This is a genomic window from Bacillus sp. AFS053548, assembly GCF_002575105.1.
Taxonomy (GTDB): domain Bacteria; phylum Bacillota; class Bacilli; order Bacillales; family Bacillaceae_G; genus Gottfriedia.
This window is the reverse complement of record NZ_NUHI01000005.1, coordinates 79,110-98,575: the sequence shown is the minus strand read 5'-3', so window position 1 is coordinate 98,575 and position 19,466 is coordinate 79,110. Positions and strand designations below refer to the sequence as shown.

Annotated in this window: 16 protein-coding genes; 15 read left to right on the top strand and 1 reads right to left on the bottom strand. The window is 33.0% G+C overall.

The features are described from left to right. Positions 1-371: 371 nt before the first annotated feature. Entirely contained in the window at positions 372-1,028 is a 657-nt protein-coding gene (locus CN946_RS02320; protein WP_098234034.1) for a sugar transferase, read from the bottom strand. A 1,308-nt stretch (positions 1,029-2,336) separates the two neighbouring features. On the opposite strand from CN946_RS02320, the gene CN946_RS02315 reads away from it, so the two are divergent. The 15 genes from CN946_RS02315 (at position 2,337) to cccB (ending at position 19,331) form a co-directional block, all read left to right on the top strand. Then, positions 2,337-2,957, top strand: a complete 621-nt coding sequence (locus tag CN946_RS02315; RefSeq protein WP_098859731.1) for a YigZ family protein — start codon at positions 2,337-2,339, stop codon at positions 2,955-2,957. An 84-nt stretch (positions 2,958-3,041) separates the two neighbouring features. Continuing rightward, on the top strand, positions 3,042-4,085 hold the full coding sequence (locus CN946_RS02310; protein WP_098859730.1) for an LCP family protein: 1,044 nt from the start codon (positions 3,042-3,044) through the stop codon (positions 4,083-4,085). A 290-nt stretch (positions 4,086-4,375) separates the two neighbouring features. Beyond that, positions 4,376-5,569, top strand: a complete 1,194-nt coding sequence (locus tag CN946_RS02305) for a sensor histidine kinase (RefSeq protein ID WP_098859729.1) — start codon at positions 4,376-4,378, stop codon at positions 5,567-5,569. A 150-nt stretch (positions 5,570-5,719) separates the two neighbouring features. Next, positions 5,720-6,397 (top strand): response regulator, encoded by a 678-nt coding sequence (locus CN946_RS02300; protein WP_098859728.1) that lies wholly within the window; start codon positions 5,720-5,722, stop codon positions 6,395-6,397. A gap of 296 nt (positions 6,398-6,693) precedes the next feature. Continuing rightward, positions 6,694-7,536 carry a DegV family protein gene (locus CN946_RS02295; RefSeq protein ID WP_098859727.1) on the top strand — a complete coding sequence of 281 codons (843 nt, stop codon included), beginning with the start codon at positions 6,694-6,696 and terminating at the stop codon, positions 7,534-7,536. A 455-nt stretch (positions 7,537-7,991) separates the two neighbouring features. Continuing rightward, a complete protein-coding gene (locus CN946_RS02290; RefSeq protein ID WP_176547172.1) occupies positions 7,992-9,125 on the top strand; it encodes an ATP-dependent helicase ComFA in 1,134 nt (377 codons plus the stop codon). Positions 9,126-9,271: 146 nt separating this feature from the next. Continuing rightward, positions 9,272-9,802 carry a ComF family protein gene (locus tag CN946_RS02285; RefSeq protein ID WP_141546848.1) on the top strand — a complete coding sequence of 177 codons (531 nt, stop codon included), beginning with the start codon at positions 9,272-9,274 and terminating at the stop codon, positions 9,800-9,802. A 154-nt stretch (positions 9,803-9,956) separates the two neighbouring features. Further along, on the top strand, positions 9,957-10,214 hold the full coding sequence (gene flgM, locus CN946_RS02280) for a flagellar biosynthesis anti-sigma factor FlgM (protein ID WP_098859724.1): 258 nt from the start codon (positions 9,957-9,959) through the stop codon (positions 10,212-10,214). A 340-nt stretch (positions 10,215-10,554) separates the two neighbouring features. Continuing rightward, positions 10,555-12,375 carry an APC family permease gene (locus CN946_RS02275; RefSeq protein ID WP_098859723.1) on the top strand — a complete coding sequence of 607 codons (1,821 nt, stop codon included), beginning with the start codon at positions 10,555-10,557 and terminating at the stop codon, positions 12,373-12,375. 256 nt (positions 12,376-12,631) lie between these two features. Further along, positions 12,632-12,829 (top strand): cold-shock protein CspD, encoded by a 198-nt coding sequence (gene cspD, locus CN946_RS02270; protein WP_056469532.1) that lies wholly within the window; start codon positions 12,632-12,634, stop codon positions 12,827-12,829. 270 nt (positions 12,830-13,099) lie between these two features. Beyond that, positions 13,100-13,645, top strand: coding sequence for a ribosome hibernation-promoting factor, HPF/YfiA family (gene hpf, locus CN946_RS02265; RefSeq protein WP_056469534.1), 546 nt, complete (start codon positions 13,100-13,102; stop codon positions 13,643-13,645). 215 nt (positions 13,646-13,860) lie between these two features. Next, complete coding sequence (secA, locus tag CN946_RS02260) at positions 13,861-16,374, top strand: preprotein translocase subunit SecA (protein WP_098859722.1); 2,514 nt, start codon at positions 13,861-13,863, stop codon at positions 16,372-16,374. 139 nt (positions 16,375-16,513) lie between these two features. Next, positions 16,514-17,612 (top strand): peptide chain release factor 2 gene (prfB, locus tag CN946_RS02255; protein ID WP_248267333.1). Its coding sequence is split into 2 segments (ribosomal slippage): positions 16,514-16,576 and positions 16,578-17,612, totalling 1,098 coding nucleotides; the frame shifts between segments, so codons are not numbered across the junction. A 440-nt stretch (positions 17,613-18,052) separates the two neighbouring features. Then, on the top strand, positions 18,053-18,931 hold the full coding sequence (locus tag CN946_RS02250; protein WP_098859721.1) for a YitT family protein: 879 nt from the start codon (positions 18,053-18,055) through the stop codon (positions 18,929-18,931). Between the two features lie 70 nt (positions 18,932-19,001). Next, on the top strand, positions 19,002-19,331 hold the full coding sequence (cccB, locus tag CN946_RS02245; protein WP_218012635.1) for a cytochrome c551: 330 nt from the start codon (positions 19,002-19,004) through the stop codon (positions 19,329-19,331). Positions 19,332-19,466: the final 135 nt, after the last annotated feature.

Sequence of the window (19,466 nt, the reverse complement as noted above, 5' to 3'; positions counted from 1 at the left end):
TGGATGCAATCTGTTTTTAATATGTGGATAACTTGTGAATAAAATTAATACTTATCGACAGGAAGAAAAGATTAACAATTTTCATTTTGGTAGAATTTTGTCGTATCTTTATATTTCTTAGCTACTTGAATTAATTTATAAACAAGCGGTTTGTGGATAAGTATTATACGTTATCCACAAATTGTTAATAAACTTCTGAAATTGTGGGTAATTTTCGGAATTTAAAATGTTTTTTACCTTTACAATTATTTTAATGATCAATACTACTTATTATTAAAGAAATTAAAAGGCCATTTCCCAATTGAGAAAAGGCCTTTTGTTAAATTATTCTTATTTTTGATAAAGAGAATTTTAAACTTGTCTTACATTACTTAACGAGCACCTTCACCAGTCAAGACAACTTTAATTGTTTTAAACATAATTCGAATGTCCAACATGATTGATCGATGTTCGATATAGTGTAAATCCAAAACTAACTTCTCTTTTGGTGTTAATTCATAGCCGCCATTCACTTGTGCCCAACCAGTTAACCCTGGTTTGACTGTTAAGCGATTAGTGAAGCCTGGTACTTCATGATTAAATTTTACTAAAAAAAACGCTCTTTCTGGTCTAGGACCAACAAGACTCATATCTCCACGTAAGACATTGACGAACTGCGGTAATTCATCGATACGAGTTTTTCGAAGGAAGTGACCAAGTTTTGTAATACGCGGATCATCCGTACTAGCCCATTGTGGTCCATTTATCTCTGCATCCATACGCATTGTTCTTAACTTGTAAATATTAAAAATCTTCCCATTTAATCCAACTCGTTCTTGGATGAAAAGAGCAGGACCAGGAGAATCAATTTTAATTAATGCGATAAAGAACAATACAAATGGTAAAGAAATGACAAACGCGAGCGACGCAAAGACTACATCCAATGTTCTTTTTATAAATGAATAAAAAATACTTTTCTTTTTTAATGACTCAAGTTGTTGAATTGAGTAGCGGCTTTCAACCTTTTGTTGAGTATTCTGTAAGGCCATTTAAACACCCCAGTTTATAATTTAGGCCCATCCTTGCAAGTGCATTGCAACATGTCCTAATGTATAACGTTTACGTTTTATAACATCATAACAATTATAAATGTTCGCAGAAAAAAATCAAATTATTTTTATGTTACAAGCTTATTACTCCACATAAAAAGTTCACAAGGGTACCTTACACTTATAGTGTGTGCAAGAATGATTTATTAATCGGCATTACATTAATTAGTAATTGATCAAACTTTTGTCCAGGTCGACTTTTTAGGTATTATTATTTTAACATAAAGTTAGTGGAAAAATACGTCGCGTTAAAATAGCACTTTCCTAAAGAAATAAAAACCCCATATAGTTATAGCAGAGTTTTGGTCTCCATACTTTTTTCCATACGTTATTGTAAGAAAATTTATGGACAAAAAATCTTACTATAATCTAATAACATTTAAATTTGTTTAATTTGTGGGGATTAATCCTTTTTATAACCTTGGTTTTGTAATTGGGTATGTAATAACAATATTTTGATGATTCTCCTTATAATTTATTATGAATAAATTTAGTTTTTTTATCCTTCCTTTAAAATCTTGTTTTTTTGTTTCTCCAAAAATCAACTCCCTCTTCGTAATTGCTCAAGAATTTTTTTACTTATAGCAAACCTCTTTTTCATTGCTGTTATATTTGATTTTGATTTAAGTGGGCGCAATTTATAATTTATGTAGTTTCATTAAGGACTATATTTAATAATCAGAGTGGAGTATTGAAAATGCTCTTATTAACTGCTTTTTAATTACCGCATTATTAAACTTATTACCGCAGAAGAAATATGATTCTAATATTTTTGATCATTTAGGATAATCTTCTTTTTCAAAAAAGCGTAAACTTTAATTTTTAAATGAAAAAACATATAAATTAATGGGGATATGGCTGGATATGACCAAAGATGGAATGGATTTATCACTTAGTATTCAATATTGTTAAATTTAATTTAAATTGAGAAGAAATCTCTTGATGTGGAATTAGTATTGATATAAATTTTTTTATGCATAGTGGATTTACAGTTTGATAATCGTGTAAATGAAAACTTTACTTTTTCGTATGAAATGATTAGTTCATATTGGCTGATTATATTGTAGTTGCTTAAAGTTTAAAACCAAATTATAAGCATTATTTCTAATGTTACTGTATAAAATCTTGTCAGTAAATACTTACTTTTGAAGAATGTTAGTGTTTTTTAAGGAATGGAATGAATAATTGTAGTAATATATTGAAGTGAGTCGAAATTTTGTTTAATTTAGTCGAAAGGTTAGGTGTTAAATGCTAGCGAATTATTTCACTGTTTGTGGCTTTGGTAGTCATGAGATTGAGATTGAAAAATCGAAATTTATTTGTTACATAAATGAAGCGAAAACTGAAGTTGATGCGCAACGATTCATTTCAGAAATTAAAAAAAAGCATTTTGATGCATCTCATAATTGCTCAGCTTATTTAATCGGTGAAAATGATGAAATTCAAAAAGCCAATGATGATGGTGAACCGAGTGGTACGGCTGGAGTTCCAATGTTAGAAGTTTTGAAAAAGAGAGGATTAAAAGATACTGTTGTTGTTGTAACAAGGTATTTTGGCGGTAAAAAGCTTGGAGCAGGAGGATTAATTCGTGCTTATGGACAGTCAGTCAGTGAAGGGCTAAACTCTGTTGGAATTGTTGAGCGTTCATTAGTTAAAGTATTGAATGTAAAGATTAATTATAAATTGTTAGGTAAAGTAGAGTTCGCTTTACGGAATTCACATTATCACTTAGAAAATGTTAACCACATGGAAGAAGTAAGCTTCGAACTTTGGATTAAGGTTGATGAAGTAGATAGCTTCAAAAACTGGATGATTGAGTTAACAAATGGTAGTTGCCATATAAATGAAAGTATTGTTAAATACATGTAGTAGTCTAGCTTTATAAATAGTAAATTTATGACTAATTTCAAATAGAACAATCATACTAACTTTAAAGGAGGTCTATTCGAACATATGAATCAGAATCATTCTCGAAAAATGGCCAAGAAAAGAAGAAAGAAAAAGAGAGGCTTAATTGCTAGAGTATTATTACTTATCATTATAGTAGCCTTAGTGTTTGTAGGATATAAAGGCGTTAGAACATATCTTGAATTAAATAAAGCAACAAAAGGAGAAGATATTTCTTCAAACTTAAGAAATGAAAAAGTTGCTATATCTAAAGATCCAATATCTATTCTCTTCTTAGGGATTGAGAACTATTCAACTGGTGGAAAAGGTGGACGAACTGACTCGATGATCCTTGCTACCTTTAATCCAAAAGAGGAGACAATTAAAACAATGAGTATTCCTCGTGATACATATGTAAGTATCCCAGGACATGCAGACAAAACTAAAATAAACCATGCATATTCATATGGTGGTTTACAATTAACAGTTGATACAGTTGAACAATTCTTAAATGTACCAATTGATTACTATGTTACAGTGGACTTTAATGGCTTTAAAAACATAGTTGATGCAGTTGGTGGAATAGATGTTGATGTACCTTTTGATTTCTGGGAAAATACAGATACTACACCAAGGAAAAAGGTTTACTTTACAAAAGGAATGATGCATTTAAATGGACAACAGGCGTTAGCATATTCTCGTATGCGTAAACGTGATCCTCGTGGGGATTTTGGACGTGAAGAAAGACAGCAACAAGTAATTAAAGCGATATTAAATGAAATTAAATCACCTGAAACAATCATGAAAATGGATCAATACGCGAAAGTGTTCAGTAAAAATATTAGTACAAACATGAAAATGAGCGGTGGTATTTCACTTGCGAAACATTTACCTAATATCACTGAAAATGACTTAGAAACTATAAAATTAAAAGGTCATGATGATACGATTCACGGTATTTACTATTATGTTCCTGAAGAGGAAAGTGTAAGTGAAATTACTAGCAAATTCCGTGTTCACTTAGGTTTAGAAAAACCACCTGCAAAAAATACAAATAATACAATTAATTCAGATAGTAGTTCTGAAAATGAAAATAGTACCAATCAATAAATAGGCAGAAAGCTGATTCTTTTACAGGAATCAGCTTTTTTATTGGGTCAATCGTAATATATTTGTAATACTTGTTAACATTGTGTTAAGGATGTTATAGAAGGGTATGTATTTTTTAAAATATATAATAAAATACCAATATATATTGGTAATATAAGGTTTGAATCGGAAAAATTAAAATTTTTGCTTATTTCAAATTTTTGTACAATTATAATCCTAATTACATTATAATATTAGATATACATAAATTTATTAGTCATTTAGTAATAGGCTAATGGGGGAAAAGGTGAATGACAGCTAGGAAAATGGACAATCAGACACTAGACGAAATCATGGATAATATGCTCTCATCTGTTATAGATAGTAAGTCCCATGTGTTTGGAATTGTTGAAGATACTCGCTCAGAATATGAGAAATTAAGAGTAGAGCTTGAAGAAGTAAAAGTACAAGTAGTAGAAAAGATTGAAAATACAGTTAGATTAGATTTATTAGCTCGAGCGGCACGCCAAAAATTAACTGAAGTTAATGGGGATTTTAATCGGTATACTGAATCTCAAGTAAATGAAGTATATGAAACTGCCCAAAATATTCAGGAACAGCATTTTCTTTCTTTAAAGGAAGAAAAACTTCTAAATCATCGTAGAAAAGAATTAGAAAATAGACTTCAAACTTTGTTAGAGAAACTACAAAAAGCCGAATTATTAGTTGCCCGTATTTCAATTGTTTTAAACTACCTTAATACAGACTTTAAGCAAGTTAGTCATTTACTTGAAGATGCAAAGCAAAAACAAGAGTTCGGATTTCAACTGATACAAGCTCAGGAAGAAGAGCGTATAAAGTTATCACGCGAAATTCATGATGGACCTGCCCAAACGTTAGCCAGTATATTAATGCAGTCAGATTTTTTAATAAAAACATATCGCCAAAGGCCAGAAGAAGATGCAAGAAAAGAATTGGGTGATATAAAGGAACAAGTCCGTAGTGCATTAGGGGAAGTTAGAAGAATTATATACGATCTACGCCCAATGACATTAGATGATTTAGGTTTAGTTCCAGCCCTTAATAAATATTTAAAATCGCTTGAGTCGTATAAGCATATTGAAATTAAATTTGAATATTACGGTCAAAGCAAAAAAAGACTTAATTCAAAAATAGAAGTTGCGATTTTTAGGATCATCCAAGAGGCAGTTCAAAACGCATGTAAGCATGCCAATCCATCAACAATTTATGTAAGATTAGAGTTTTTAAGAAATAAAATTAATGTTTTCGTTCAGGACGATGGAATTGGTTTTACTGTTGGAGAAGGCCAAAGTGAAAACTCTTTTGGATTAATAGGAATGAAAGAACGCGTTGAGTTATTAAATGGAGATTTTATAATCGAATCTATATTAGACGTAGGTACGACAATTAGGATTAGTTTAGATGTAGAAATAGAGAATATATTAGAAATGTCATTTCAAAATGAAACGTCTGAAAATTTCTAAAAGTAAAATTTTATTTCACGCTTTTCGGAGATTTGCGTCGTAACAAATAATAAAATATGTTAAAATATACTATAATTTAGAAAAAAATACCAATTTCTACAAATTTCGATAGATTAGCAAACTAGAACAAATAAACAGAGGAGTAATGAAATGAAAACTAGAATTGCAATTGTAGATGATCATAAATTGTTTCGTGAAGGAATTAAGAGAATCCTAGACTTTGAAGAGAGTTTTGAAGTTGTTGCTGAAGGTTCAGACGGCACAGAGGTTGTAAATATCATGGATCAACATCAAGTAGATATATTTATTGTTGATATAAACATGCCAATAATGAACGGAGTAACTGCTACAAAAGCATTACTAGAAAAACATCCTGATGCAAAAGTAATTATTTTATCAATTCATGATGATGAATCGTATGTGACTCACGTGCTAAAAGTAGGTGCAAGAGGCTATTTATTAAAAGAAATGGACTCAGATACACTAATTGAAGCGATTAAAGTCGTTACAAAAGGTGGATGTTATTTACACCCGAAGATTACTCACAACCTAGTAGAAGAATTTAGAAGACTATCACTTAAAGAACAGTTATTTAAATCTCGCGAAGTAGAAGTTCGCCGTCCATTACATTTACTTACTAGAAGAGAATGTGAAGTACTTCAAATGTTAGCAGATGGTAAAAGTAATCGTGCTATTGGTGAAGCTCTCTTTATTAGTGAAAAAACTGTCAAAAACCATGTAAGTAATATTCTACAAAAGTTAGAAGTAAATGACCGTACACATGCTGTAGTAACGGCAATTCGAAATGCTTGGGTAGAAGTCAAATAGTTAAGTGCAAAAAGCAGAGTATCGGATAATCGGTACTCTGTTTTAGTTTGTAAACAAAGAACAATAAAGTTAATTTTTCACTTTTAGTCTGAAACAAAGATTCAATAAAATGCCCAATTTTTCTTTTCAATAAATAGGCTTTTAAGTATAATAAGTCTTTCTAAGACTAACTGAATTGTCGAATTGGCTCAGAGTAAAGAGAATGAAATGCAATGATTTTACTAAATTAGTTGTGTAAAATTAAACCAATAAATACATAGTTAAACGTTAATATATATATAAGAAAGGATACGACAATGAGAACTGCAATTGTTACAGATAGTACATCCTATATCCCAAAGGAAGTAAGAGATTCTTTAGATATACATATGTTGCCTCTTAATGTAATCTTCGGAGATGCATCCTACCAAGAAGAAGTTGAAATTACAGCTGAACAATTTTTTCTCAAGGTCCGTGAACAAAAGGAGCTTCCAAAAACTTCACAGCCTGCATATGGCACGATTATTGAAAAATTTGAACAGCTATCAAAAGAATATGAGGCTGTTGTTGCTATCACTTTATCAAGTGGAATTAGTGGAACTTATCAAAGTATTGTATCAGCTGGTTCAATGATTGATAACTTAGAAGTAGTCGCTTACGATTCAGAAATTAGCTGCATGGTCCAAGGATTTTATGTCATTGAAGCTGCGAAAATGGCAAAGAGCGGTGCTGGACCAACTGAAATCATTGAGCGTCTAGATGAAATAAAAAAATCTGCAAATGCTTACTTTATGGTTTTTGATTTAGATCACCTGCAACGCGGTGGAAGACTTTCAAGTGCACAAGCATTTGTAGGAAGTTTACTACAAGTAAAGCCAATTCTAACATTTGTAGACAAACAAATTGTTGCCTTTGAAAAAATTCGAACTGAAAAAAAGGCAATGAAACGAATTACAGATTTATTTGGCGAAGTTGCATCAAAAGGCGAAAAAATGAAAGCAGTAGTTATTCACTCAAATCGTGAAGACGATGCAAAAAAGTTAGCCCAACAACTTAGTGAAACATATCCGAATGTTGAATTAGAAACTTCATATTTTGGCCCAGTAATTGGAACGCATCTTGGTGAAGGTGCTTTAGGATTGGGTTGGTATGTTGTTTGAGTAAGAGCTCCTTTGATTAGGGGCTCTTTTGTTTTTTGCAGTAAAAAATTGTTATCGTAATTAAAAAGTGAAAATCGCTATAAAAAATAGTGTGGTCCTTAAAAAATCGTCACAATATATCTATATATTTGACAAGGAAATTTCACTGGATTTTTCGTCGTTAGTGACTAATTGGATGTACTATTTGAAGATGGCCATATTTATTTGATCCCTCGAAATAATTATTAAAAGAAAGTAGGTTGAAAATGGACAAATTTTACGGTAGAAAACTCCAACTTCCCCCCACAATAAACCTTCAGGACATCCCTTCAACAAGTCTAATCATTCAATCGGTTCAAAAAGTTAAAAATCGCTATCAATGCTTTCGTTGTGGTAATCAAAATCAACACTTTTTCGCTACTCATTTTTGTGCTAAATGTTCATCACAGTGTACGTATTGTCGAAAATGTATCACTATGGGAAAGATGTCGACATGTACTGAGCTAGTCATTAATGAAGTTGATATGAAATTCGATACCTCAATTTCTGGATTCGAATGGGATGGTAAACTTTCACCACAACAAAAAGAAGCATCTATTAAAGTAGTTGAAGCTGTGAACGAAAATCAGAATTTGTTACTTTGGGCAGTTTGTGGTGCAGGAAAAACGGAAATGTTGTTTGAAGGGATTGAAGCTGCACTACAGCAAGGGAAGTTTGTTTGCATCACAACTCCTCGAGTAGATGTTGTTTTAGAGCTATCGATTCGATTCAGACAAGCCTTCCCTACTATTTCAATTGCAGTACTTTATGGAGGAAGTGAAGAGATATGGGATGGAAATAGGATAACGATTTGTACAGTACATCAGTTAATGAGATTTAGACATACCTTCCACTTATTAATTATCGATGAAGTTGATGCTTTTCCTTATAATATTGAAACACATTTGCACTGGGTTGCAAATGAATCAAGAACAGTTAAAGGTTCTACAGTGCAAATGACAGCTACTCCTTCTAGTGAACAACAACTACTTGCGCTAAAAAATAAAATCAAAAATGTAATGGTCCCCGCAAGATACCATAGGCAACCCCTGCCAGTACCGAGCTTTGAATGGATTGGTAACTGGCGTAAAACGATCCGTAAATCACGAAAACTTCCAAATTCCTTAGAAAAATGGATAAAATTATTTATTCAAAAAGGCTGCCCTATCTTTTTGTTTGTCCCTACAATTAATGAATGTGTTTTTATAGAAGAGGCTGTTAAAAAGCTAACAGTTAAATCGGCATCAGTTCATAGTCAAGATCCACAAAGACATGAAAAAGTGAGTGCTTTTCGAAATGGTGATACTCAAGTTTTAATTACAACGACAATTTTAGAGAGAGGCGTTACGATTTCGAATAGCCAAATTGCAGTACTAGGAGCTGATGAAGAGATTTTTACTGAAAGTGCACTAGTTCAAATTGCTGGACGTGCTGGTAGGCATATTAATTATGCAAATGGAGAGGTGATCTTCTTTCATAATGGAATTAGCGAAGAAATGGTCAAAGCTAAAAAGCAAATACTTCTAATGAATCATTTAGGTAGCGAGAAAGGCTGGTTGGATAATAAGTGATTTGTGTCTATTGTGGTGTTCGATTTGTTGAGAAGTTTTCCTTGCATAAATTGTTTTTTCTAAGCAATGAGTCAGCTTGTTCACAATGTCTAGCGAAATTCAAAAAAATTATTGCCCCTATTTGTGAAATTTGTTGTGGTTACATTTTGGAGAATCAAAAGCATTGTGAAAATTGTAAAGAGTATATGAGTTTAAATCTAGATATGCCTTTAATTATTAATAAGTCGATATTTCATTACACAAATGAAGTAAAAGAGTGGCTCAATAAATTTAAATTTTGTGGTGATGTTCAGTTAGCATCTATATTTGAGAATGATTTGAGGGAATACTATGAAAATTCTTTCAAAAATTATAAAATAGTTCCAGTACCTCTAAGTGATGCGAGACTAAAGGAACGAGGTTTTAATCAAGTTGAAGTGCTCGCACAATATGCAGGTTTAAACTTAACAAAATGTTTAGAAAGAATTCATACCGAAAAACAAAGTAAGTTAAGCCGTTATGAAAGACTAAGCCGAGAACAAGTTTTTTCTTTTTGCGGTGAGGAAAAAATCGATAACGAACCGATTGTATTACTTGACGATGTGTATACAACTGGTAAAACTGTGCAAGATGCCGCAGCGATATTGTTACAAAATGGTGCTACTGAAGTACATTCTCTCACATTAATTCGGGCATAAAGCTTGGCGGCTTGTTAATTATATAAGAACTAAATTTTACTACGAGTTTTACCGATATAAATAATGGTCATTGGACAGAATAAAACAAAAATATAGATAAAGGATCGTAATAATAAAGCCGAGGTATAAGACGATTAGCGATGAGGTGAGAAAAATGAAGGGTAATACATCTGATGAGGATAAAGTTCATTTACATCAATACAACGTAGAAAAAATTGAACAAAATAAACGAGAAGAAGAAGGAAAAATAGAAATCTCCCCTCAAGCGAAGGATAATCAAAACGCCAATCAGATAATCGCAAAACGTGATGAACGTATTCAGCAATTAAAAAAACAAATTGACGAGGGAACATACAAAGTTCAACCAATGAAAGTGGCTGAAAAAATGCTTAGCTATTTTAATAAGAATTAAGGGGGAACAACCGAACTGGGTTGTTACCACAATTGTTAATTATAGTAGAAAATAGGAAAGAACTTAGCAAAAATGTTAAGTTCTTTCTGTGTGAAGGCAAGGGATTAAAAAATGATTTTCATACGAAACGAAAGCGTCTGTTATTTGAGTCGTGAAGTTTTTAAAGTGGTCTTTCATTTTATTGTATTTTAATTTGATTTAGAGGGAAGTTAATATTAATTATTTTGAAAAAACTTAATAAAATTATGGAAAGATTTTCTTAGTATATCACACAATTTTTTCTAATAATGTGATAAACTCAAATGGTTTAGTTTTTTACTTTTTATGTAGAGGTGTACATATGTTATCGATTTTAAAACGATACTTAATTGGTAAACCACTTAAGTCAACAGAGTTAAGTGAACAAAGGTTATCGAATACGAAGGCCTTGGCAATCCTATCGTCAGATGCGCTTTCTTCAGTAGCATACGGTCCAGAGCAGATTCTGATCGTTTTAACTACGGTTGGAGCGGTAGCTTATTGGTATTCGGTTCCGATTGGTATAGGCGTATTGATTTTATTATTAGCATTAATTTTATCTTATCGCCAAATTATTTTTAGTTATCCTCATGGTGGCGGCGCTTATGTCGTATCTAAACAAAACCTCGGTGTTATTCCAGGTTTAGTTGCCGGTGGATCCTTGCTAGTTGACTATATTTTGACAGTAGCAGTTAGTGTGTCAGCAGGAACGGACGCGATTACGTCCGCCTTTCCAGTCTTGCATGCTCATACAGTCTTTATTGCTGTAATTTTGGTTATATGTATTACAATTTTAAACTTACGCGGACTAACTGAATCTGCTTCGATTTTGGCATATCCAGTTTATTTATTCGTTGTAGCACTTGTTATTATCATTATCGTAGGTTTATATAATGTATTTACAGGCCATGCGCCACAAACTGCACATTCAGCGGTTGGTACTGTTGTTCCAGGGATTTCACTCTTTATTCTTTTAAAAGCATTTTCATCTGGTTGCTCAGCCTTAACTGGTGTAGAAGCAATTTCAAATGCTATTCCGAATTTTAAAGTGCCTTCAGATAAAAATGCTGCAAAAACACTATTGATGATGGGTTCAATTTTGGCAGTATTATTCTCAGGCATAATGTTTTTAGCTTACTGGTATGGAATCGTACCAAATGCAGAAGAAACGGTTATGTCCCAATTAGGTTCTGATATTTTCGGACGAAATGTAATCTATTTCTTTATACAAGGGACAACGGCGCTAATCCTTGTATTAGCAGCTAATACAGGATTTTCAGCATTCCCTTTACTTGCTTATAACTTAGCAAGTGATAAATTTATGCCTAGAATGTATTTACTTCGAGGAGATCGTCTAGGATATTCAAATGGTATTATTACACTTGGTGTAGCATCAATTTTATTAATTATTGCTTTCCAAGGTAAAACAGAAGAATTAATTCCATTATATGCGGTTGGTGTATTCGTACCATTTACACTTTCTCAAACAGGTATGGTAATCAAATGGATTAGAGAAAAACCGGCTGGCTGGTTCCCGAAATTAATTGCAAACTTCGTGGGAGCATTTATTTCAGCAACAGTTTCGATTATTTTCTTAACTACTAAGTTAAATCAAGTTTGGTCAATATTTGTTTTCTTACCTTTAATTGTTATTCTGTTCTTAAGAATACGTAAGCATTATGAAGCAGTAGGTGACCAATTAAGATTAAATAATGATATTCCTGAAAAAATTAGTGGAAATATCATGGTAGTTCCTGTCGCTGGGATCACAAAAGTAGTTGAGCGTACAATGCAATATGCTCAAGGGATTGCTGATGAAGTCTATGCTGTTTACATTTCTTTTGATAAAGATAGTGAAGAGCAAATGAGAGAAAAATGGGAGGCTTGGAATCCTAATGTAAAACTCATTGTTGAGCATTCGGAGTATCGAGAAATTACTAGACCACTTTTAAAAGTAATAGATGAAATGGAAGCCAAAGCTCATGAACAAGGCTTTGAAATTACAGTTTTAATACCACAGTTTATTACGAGGAAAAATTGGCATAATGTTTTACATAATCAATCAAGCTTATTATTACGAGCGTATTTACTTCATAAACGAAGCGTTATTGTAACGACTGTACCTTATAGATTTAAGGTGTAGAGGGCAGGGGTTTTGAAGAAGGAAAAAGCTTTGTAAATGATAAAAATTTTCTTTTTATAAAAATAGGAAAAAAATAATGGGACAAGTCAGAAGGTAAGCGAATATGATAGGTAAGGAAATAATTAGAATTTTTCGTTATTTGTCGAATTCGTGAAAAAAAAGGCGATAAGCTACTTTTGACTTGTCCTAGTTTTATGATGTATAGTTGAATTGTGGAGAAGATTCACAAGTTTTCGACTGAAGGGAATGGATTTGAATGCAAGGTAAAGTAAAATGGTTTAATGCAGAAAAAGGTTTTGGATTTATCGAGCGTGAAGATGGAGACGATGTATTCGTACATTTCTCAGCTATCAACGCAGAAGGTTACAAATCTTTAGAAGAAGGCCAAGCAGTTAGCTTCGAAATCGTTGAAGGTAACCGTGGACCTCAAGCTGCTAATGTTACTAAAATTTAATTTTTTCCGTTAATAAGTAAGTATTTGCTTATATAGATTCGGACCACGAGGGCTTACTCATTTGAGTAAGCCTTTGTTTGTTTTGGAAAATTTTTGAGTATTTTTAAATTATTATAAAAATATAATCCGTTATAAAACATAAAAGTTTATTAAATGGACACAGAGATTTCTCATATTTGACAAAAATTTCAAGGAGGAGATCGAGATAGAAGTGTAGAATATAAGTATGACAGCTTTCATTTTTGGAGCTTGATGAAGGAGGAAACCCATATGATGCTAAACATCCGAGGCGAAAATATTGAAATTACTCCAGCAATTCGTGATTACGTAGATAAAAAATTATCGCGATTTGATCGTTATTTTGATGAAGAGTTAACGGCGAGAGTTAATGCTAAGGTATTCCACGACAAGCAAAGAATTGAAGTAACTATTCCTGGAACGTATATGTTATTACGTGCAGAAGAAGAGCATGCAGATTTGTATGCAGCTGTCGATTTAGTTATTGATAAACTAGATCGTCAAATTCGAAAACACAAAACAAAAGTAAATCGCAAGTTAAGAGAAAAAGGTTCATTAAAATTTATGTTTGCACCATCAACTACTGAATCAGCTGTTGCAGTAGAGGAGCACGAAAATGATATTGAGTTAGTTCGAACAAAGCAATTTGATTTAAAACCTATGGATGCAGAAGAAGCAGTGCTACAAATGAATATGTTAGGTCATAACTTCTTTGTATTCTTAAACGGAGAAACGAATAAAACGAACATCGTTTACGCTAGAAAAGATGGGCGTTATGGTTTAATTGAAGCCAAATAAAAATTAAATAAAATAATAATAAAAGGACTGAGCTGAACAATTAGCTTAGTCCTTTTTTGGTTTTTTTGCTTATTTTCTAAAATATTAATTAATTCTAATGGAACATTCTCGACATAAGGTTGTCACGTATCTTCATTTAATGATAAAATTAGAAATAGTATCTACTAACTTAATGACATTTTAGTTTATGACTTTATAATAGAGGAGCGTTACGAATGCTTGGAATGATAAAAAAGGTTTTTGATCTTAATCAGCGACAATTAAATAAAATGCAAAAACAAGTTGATCAAGTGGTATCTTTACAGGATCAGTATGCAAAATTATCTGATGATGAACTTAGAGGTAAAACATTTGAATTTAAAGAGCGTATTCAAAAAGGCGAAACTCTTGATGATATTTTAGTTGAAGCATTTGCCGTTGTTCGTGAAGGTGCTACTCGTGTGCTTGGTATGACTCCATATCCTGTACAGTTATTAGGTGGAATTTCCTTACATGAAGGTAATATTTCAGAAATGAAAACTGGGGAAGGTAAAACGTTAACTTCCACTTTACCTGTTTACTTAAATGCATTAAGTAGCGAAGGTGTTCACGTTGTTACAGTCAATGAATACTTAGCTAGTCGTGATGCACGTGAAATGGGTCAATTATATGAGTTCTTAGGACTTACTGTTGGTCTAAATTTAAATAGTATGGAACCAGATGAAAAGCGTGAAGCATATGCTTGTGATATTACGTATAGTACAAATAATGAATTAGGATTTGACTATCTACGTGATAACATGGTTGTATACGCTGAACAACGAGTTCAACGTCCACTAAACTATGCTATTATCGATGAGGTTGACTCAATTTTAATTGACGAAGCACGTACTCCATTAATTATTTCTGGACAAGCAAAACAGTCTGCACAATCATATATTGCAGCGAATGCATTTGTTGGCATGCTTAAGCTAGATAAAGATTATACGTACGATGTAAAAACAAAATCAGTTTTATTAACTGAAGATGGTATTTCACGTGCAGAAAAAGCTTTTGGCGTTGAAAACCTATTTGATTTGAAAAATGTTAACTTAAACCATCATATTACTCAGGCATTACGTGCTCATGTGACGATGACTCATGATGTAGATTATGTAGTTCAAGATGGTGAAATTGTAATCGTTGACCAATTTACTGGTCGTTTAATGAAAGGCCGCCGATACAGTGAAGGTCTTCACCAAGCGATCGAAGCAAAAGAAGGATTAAAAATTCAAAACGAAAGTATGACGCTTGCGACAATTACTTTCCAAAACTACTTCCGTATGTACAAAAAACTTTCGGGTATGACAGGTACAGCTAAAACTGAGGAAGAAGAATTCCGTAATATTTACAATATGAATGTTCTAGTTATTCCTACGAACCGACCAATCGCTCGTATGGATAAACCTGATCTAGTATACAAAACAATGACTGGAAAATTTAATGCTGTTGTTGATGAAATCGTTGAGCGTCACAAAGCTGGGCAACCAGTTCTAGTTGGTACAGTAGCGATCGAGACTTCAGAGTTAATATCTCAATTGTTAAAACGTAAAGGTGTTAAACACGAAGTATTAAATGCGAAAAACCATGAACGTGAGGCTGATATTATCGCATTAGCTGGCCACCGTGGCGCAGTTACTATTGCGACAAACATGGCTGGTCGTGGTACAGATATTAAATTAGGTGAAGGTATTCGTGAGCTTGGTGGATTAGCTGTTATTGGTACAGAGCGTCATGAAAGCCGTCGTATTGATAATCAGTTACGTGGTCGTTCTGGTCGTCAAGGTGACCCTGGTGTGACAACTTTCTATTTATCAATGGAAGATGAATTAATGCGTCGTTTTGGTTCAGAAAACTTATCAGTTATGATGGACCGTTTAGGATTAGATGATTCTCAACCGATTGAAAGTAAAATGGTTTCTCGTGCAGTTGAATCTGCACAAAAACGAGTAGAGGGTAATAACTTTGATGCTCGTAAACAATTACTTCAATATGATGATGTATTACGTCAACAACGTGAAGTTATTTATGCTCAACGTTCTGAAGTTATTGATTCAAATGATTTACAACCAATTGTTAAGAATATGATTGAAGGTACTATTAACAGAGTAGTTCAAGCCCATACTCCAAACGAGCAGCTTCAAGAAGAGTGGAATATAGAAGGAATCATTGATTTCTTAGAAGCAAACTTATTAAATGAAGATGAAATCACAGTTGAACAATTACGTGTAATTGAACCGGATGAAATGGTTGAATTAATTCAAAAAACAGTATTCGAGCGTTATGAAGAAAAACAGGTAGCTTTACCAGTTGAACAAATGCGTGAGTTTGAAAAAGTTGTATTATTACGTACTGTTGATAACAAGTGGATGGCTCATATCGATTCAATGGATCAACTTCGTGAAGGAATCCATTTACGTGCATATGCACAAATCGATCCACTACGTGAATACCAAATGGAAGGCTTCGCAATGTTTGAAGAGATGATTGCTTCAATTGAAGAAGAAGTATCTCGCATTATTATGAAAGCTGAAATTGAAGCTGATGTAGAGCGTGAAGCTGTACAAGGCGATGCAATTCATGTAAGTAATGATGGTGATGGTGAAGTAAAGAAAAAACCAATCGTAAAAGGCGAAGAAACTGGCCGTAATGAAGATTGTCCTTGTGGATCAGGTAAGAAGTATAAAAATTGCCACGGTAAAGGAATCTAATATAATAGAAACTATATGAAAAGGGGCAAGGGCAAGTAGTTATTAGCAAAGAGGAGTGACTTTCAAAGGTTATTCTTCCTTTACTACTTGTCTTTACCTGCTTTTTATTGTTCGTAAAATTTAATCGAGGTGTTATGTAATGGAATTAGTAGAAGTAAAGCAAGAACTAGAAAAGATGGCGAAACGCCTTCAAGCATTTAGGGGGTCTCTTTGACGTCGAAACAAAACAAGCAAGACTAGATGAGCTTGAAGCGTTCATGTCAGAGCCAGATTTTTGGGATGATCAAAAAGCTGCACAAGTAGTAATTAGTGAAGTAAATGGTTTAAAAGAGGTCATTAATGAATTCAATGATTTAAATGATGGATATGAGAATCTTGAAGTAACATACGAGTTAGTAAAAGAAGAAAATGACGATGAACTATTTGAAGAACTAGTAACTGAAGTAAAATCTTTAACTGGAAAACTGAATGATTTTGAACTTCAATTATTATTAAGCGAGCCATATGATAAAAATAATGCAATTCTTGAGCTTCACCCAGGAGCAGGTGGAACTGAGTCTCAAGATTGGGGCTCAATGTTATTACGTATGTACACTAGATGGGCTGAAAAACGTGGGTTTAAAGTCGAAACTTTAGATTATCTACCTGGTGATGAGGCTGGTATTAAGAGCGTAACTTTAGCAATTAAAGGCCATAATGCTTATGGCTATTTAAAAGCAGAAAAAGGCGTTCATCGCTTAGTACGTATATCTCCATTCGATTCATCGGGTCGTCGTCATACTTCGTTCGTTTCTTGCGAAGTAATGCCTGAGTTTAATGAAGAAATTGAAATCGATATACGTACAGAAGATTTAAAAATTGATACGTATCGTGCAAGTGGAGCGGGTGGTCAGCACATTAATACAACTGACTCAGCAGTACGTATTACACATGTTCCAACTAACACTGTAGTAACATGTCAAACAGAGCGTTCACAAATTAAAAACCGTGAACATGCAATGAAAATGTTAAAAGCAAAACTATATCAACGTAAAATAGAAGAGCAACAAGCTCAACTTGATGAAATCCGTGGAGAGCAAAAAGAAATTGGCTGGGGAAGTCAAATTCGTTCATATGTTTTCCACCCATACTCAATGGTTAAAGATCATCGAACAAACACAGAGGTTGGTAATGTACATGCAGTAATGGATGGAGATCTTGATCCATTTATTGATGCTTACTTACGTTCTAAGATTTAATGTTGAAAAATGGGCTGATAAGATCGGGGGAAACTTCTTTCTTACCAGCCCTAATCTTTGGGGACAAAAGAGGTATATTTTATCATTTCGGTAGCTGTAAATCCATCTTTTAACCTAAAACATCTACTATCAGACTGCAATTAGTCTGATCATCAAGTTCTTTGGACTTTGTCTAAACGGACATCTTCAAATTATGAAGATGTTATTCTTTTGAGCTTTTTTCTTTAGGGGATTAATAAGGATTTTCCTTACTAATGTGAAGGAGTTACATGAATCATATTTATTTTTAAGTTGTTTTACAAATAGAAGAAAGTAAATTTTGTTTATATGTAATTAAATCTTATTGTTTTTTTCATAATAAAAAATAGAGAGAGTATCCGATAATAAGGATATAAAATAGAAAAGTTGTCTGTAAGTGTGAAATATTGAGGGGGATAAGTTTGAAAAAGGTCAGATATTCTACTGCTCTAACTGTAGGGTGGGGAAAAACGTTTTTTGAGTACTTTTTTGTATTAGTTGGTTCTGCAATTATTGCTGTCGCGTTTTGTGTGTTTTTATTACCAAATCATATTGCTTCTGGTGGGGTAAGCGGTATTTCGACGATTCTAAAGAGTACAATGGGATTTAATCCTGCATTTGTACAATGGGCATTTAATATTCCATTATTTATAGCAGGTGTAATTTTCTTAGGTAGACAATTTGGAGCTAAAACATTAGTTGGAACAATCTTTATTCCACTTGTTGTTTATTTAGTTGATTTATACAATATAAAACCTGCAACTGATAATCCACTTTTAGCATCAATTTTTGGTGGACTATTTATTGGTTTAGGTCTAGGAATCGTGTTCCGTGGTAAAGCATCTACTGGTGGAACAGATTTAGCAGCTCAAATTGTTCATAAATATACTGGTTTATCACTTGGGATTTGTGTAGCATTTATTGACGGATTAATTGTTCTTACATCTGCAATCGTGTTTAATCTTGAAAGTGGTATGTATGCACTGATTGCACTTTTTGTTACGAGTAAAACAATCGATTTAGTTCAAATTGGTCTTGCTAGATCAAAAATGGCACTAATTATTACTTCAGAAGTAGAGCCTGTAACAACGGCAATTGTTCACCAATTAGATCGTGGAGTAACAAAGCTAACTGGTGTTGGTGGATATACAAATGAAGACCGTTTAGTATTAATGTGTGTACTTGATCAAACTGAATTTTCTTCTCTACGTGATATCGTTCGGTCAGTTGATCGAAATGCTTTCATTACAGTTGTAGATGCAACAGAAGTTCTTGGAGAAGGTTTCACAAATTTGACATAAAAAGGAAAAATAAATACTTTTATTAGTAGTAGACTATAGTTATGGGATGTTTAAAGGGGCGATGATTTTTGTGAAAAAGCTACTTCTTGCTTTTATAACTGGTGGTATGTTGTTAACGATTACTGCATGTGGATCAAATAATGATACAAGTAAAAATAATGATTCAGGTGCGCCGGTTTCGGTTGATAATGGAGAAAAGTTATTTAAACAAAGCTGTGCTAGCTGCCACGGTGGAGAATTAGAAGGTATAATTGGACCAAGCTTAAAAAAGGTCGGAGCAAAATATTCTGAAAAAGATATAGAAAATATTATCCATGATGGTAGAGGATCAATGCCTAGTGGAGTTATTCAAGGAAATGACGCGAAAAGTGTAGCGAAATGGCTTGCGACTAAAAAGTAAAATGTTTTAATAGAAAAAATTAAAGAAACAGACAATTTTCTGTTAATTAGAAAAGGTCTGTTTCTTTTCATTTTAGTTACATTTTCCCATAATTTGTTAAGCAAACCCATAAATCGTTCGGAAATAATCTTGACT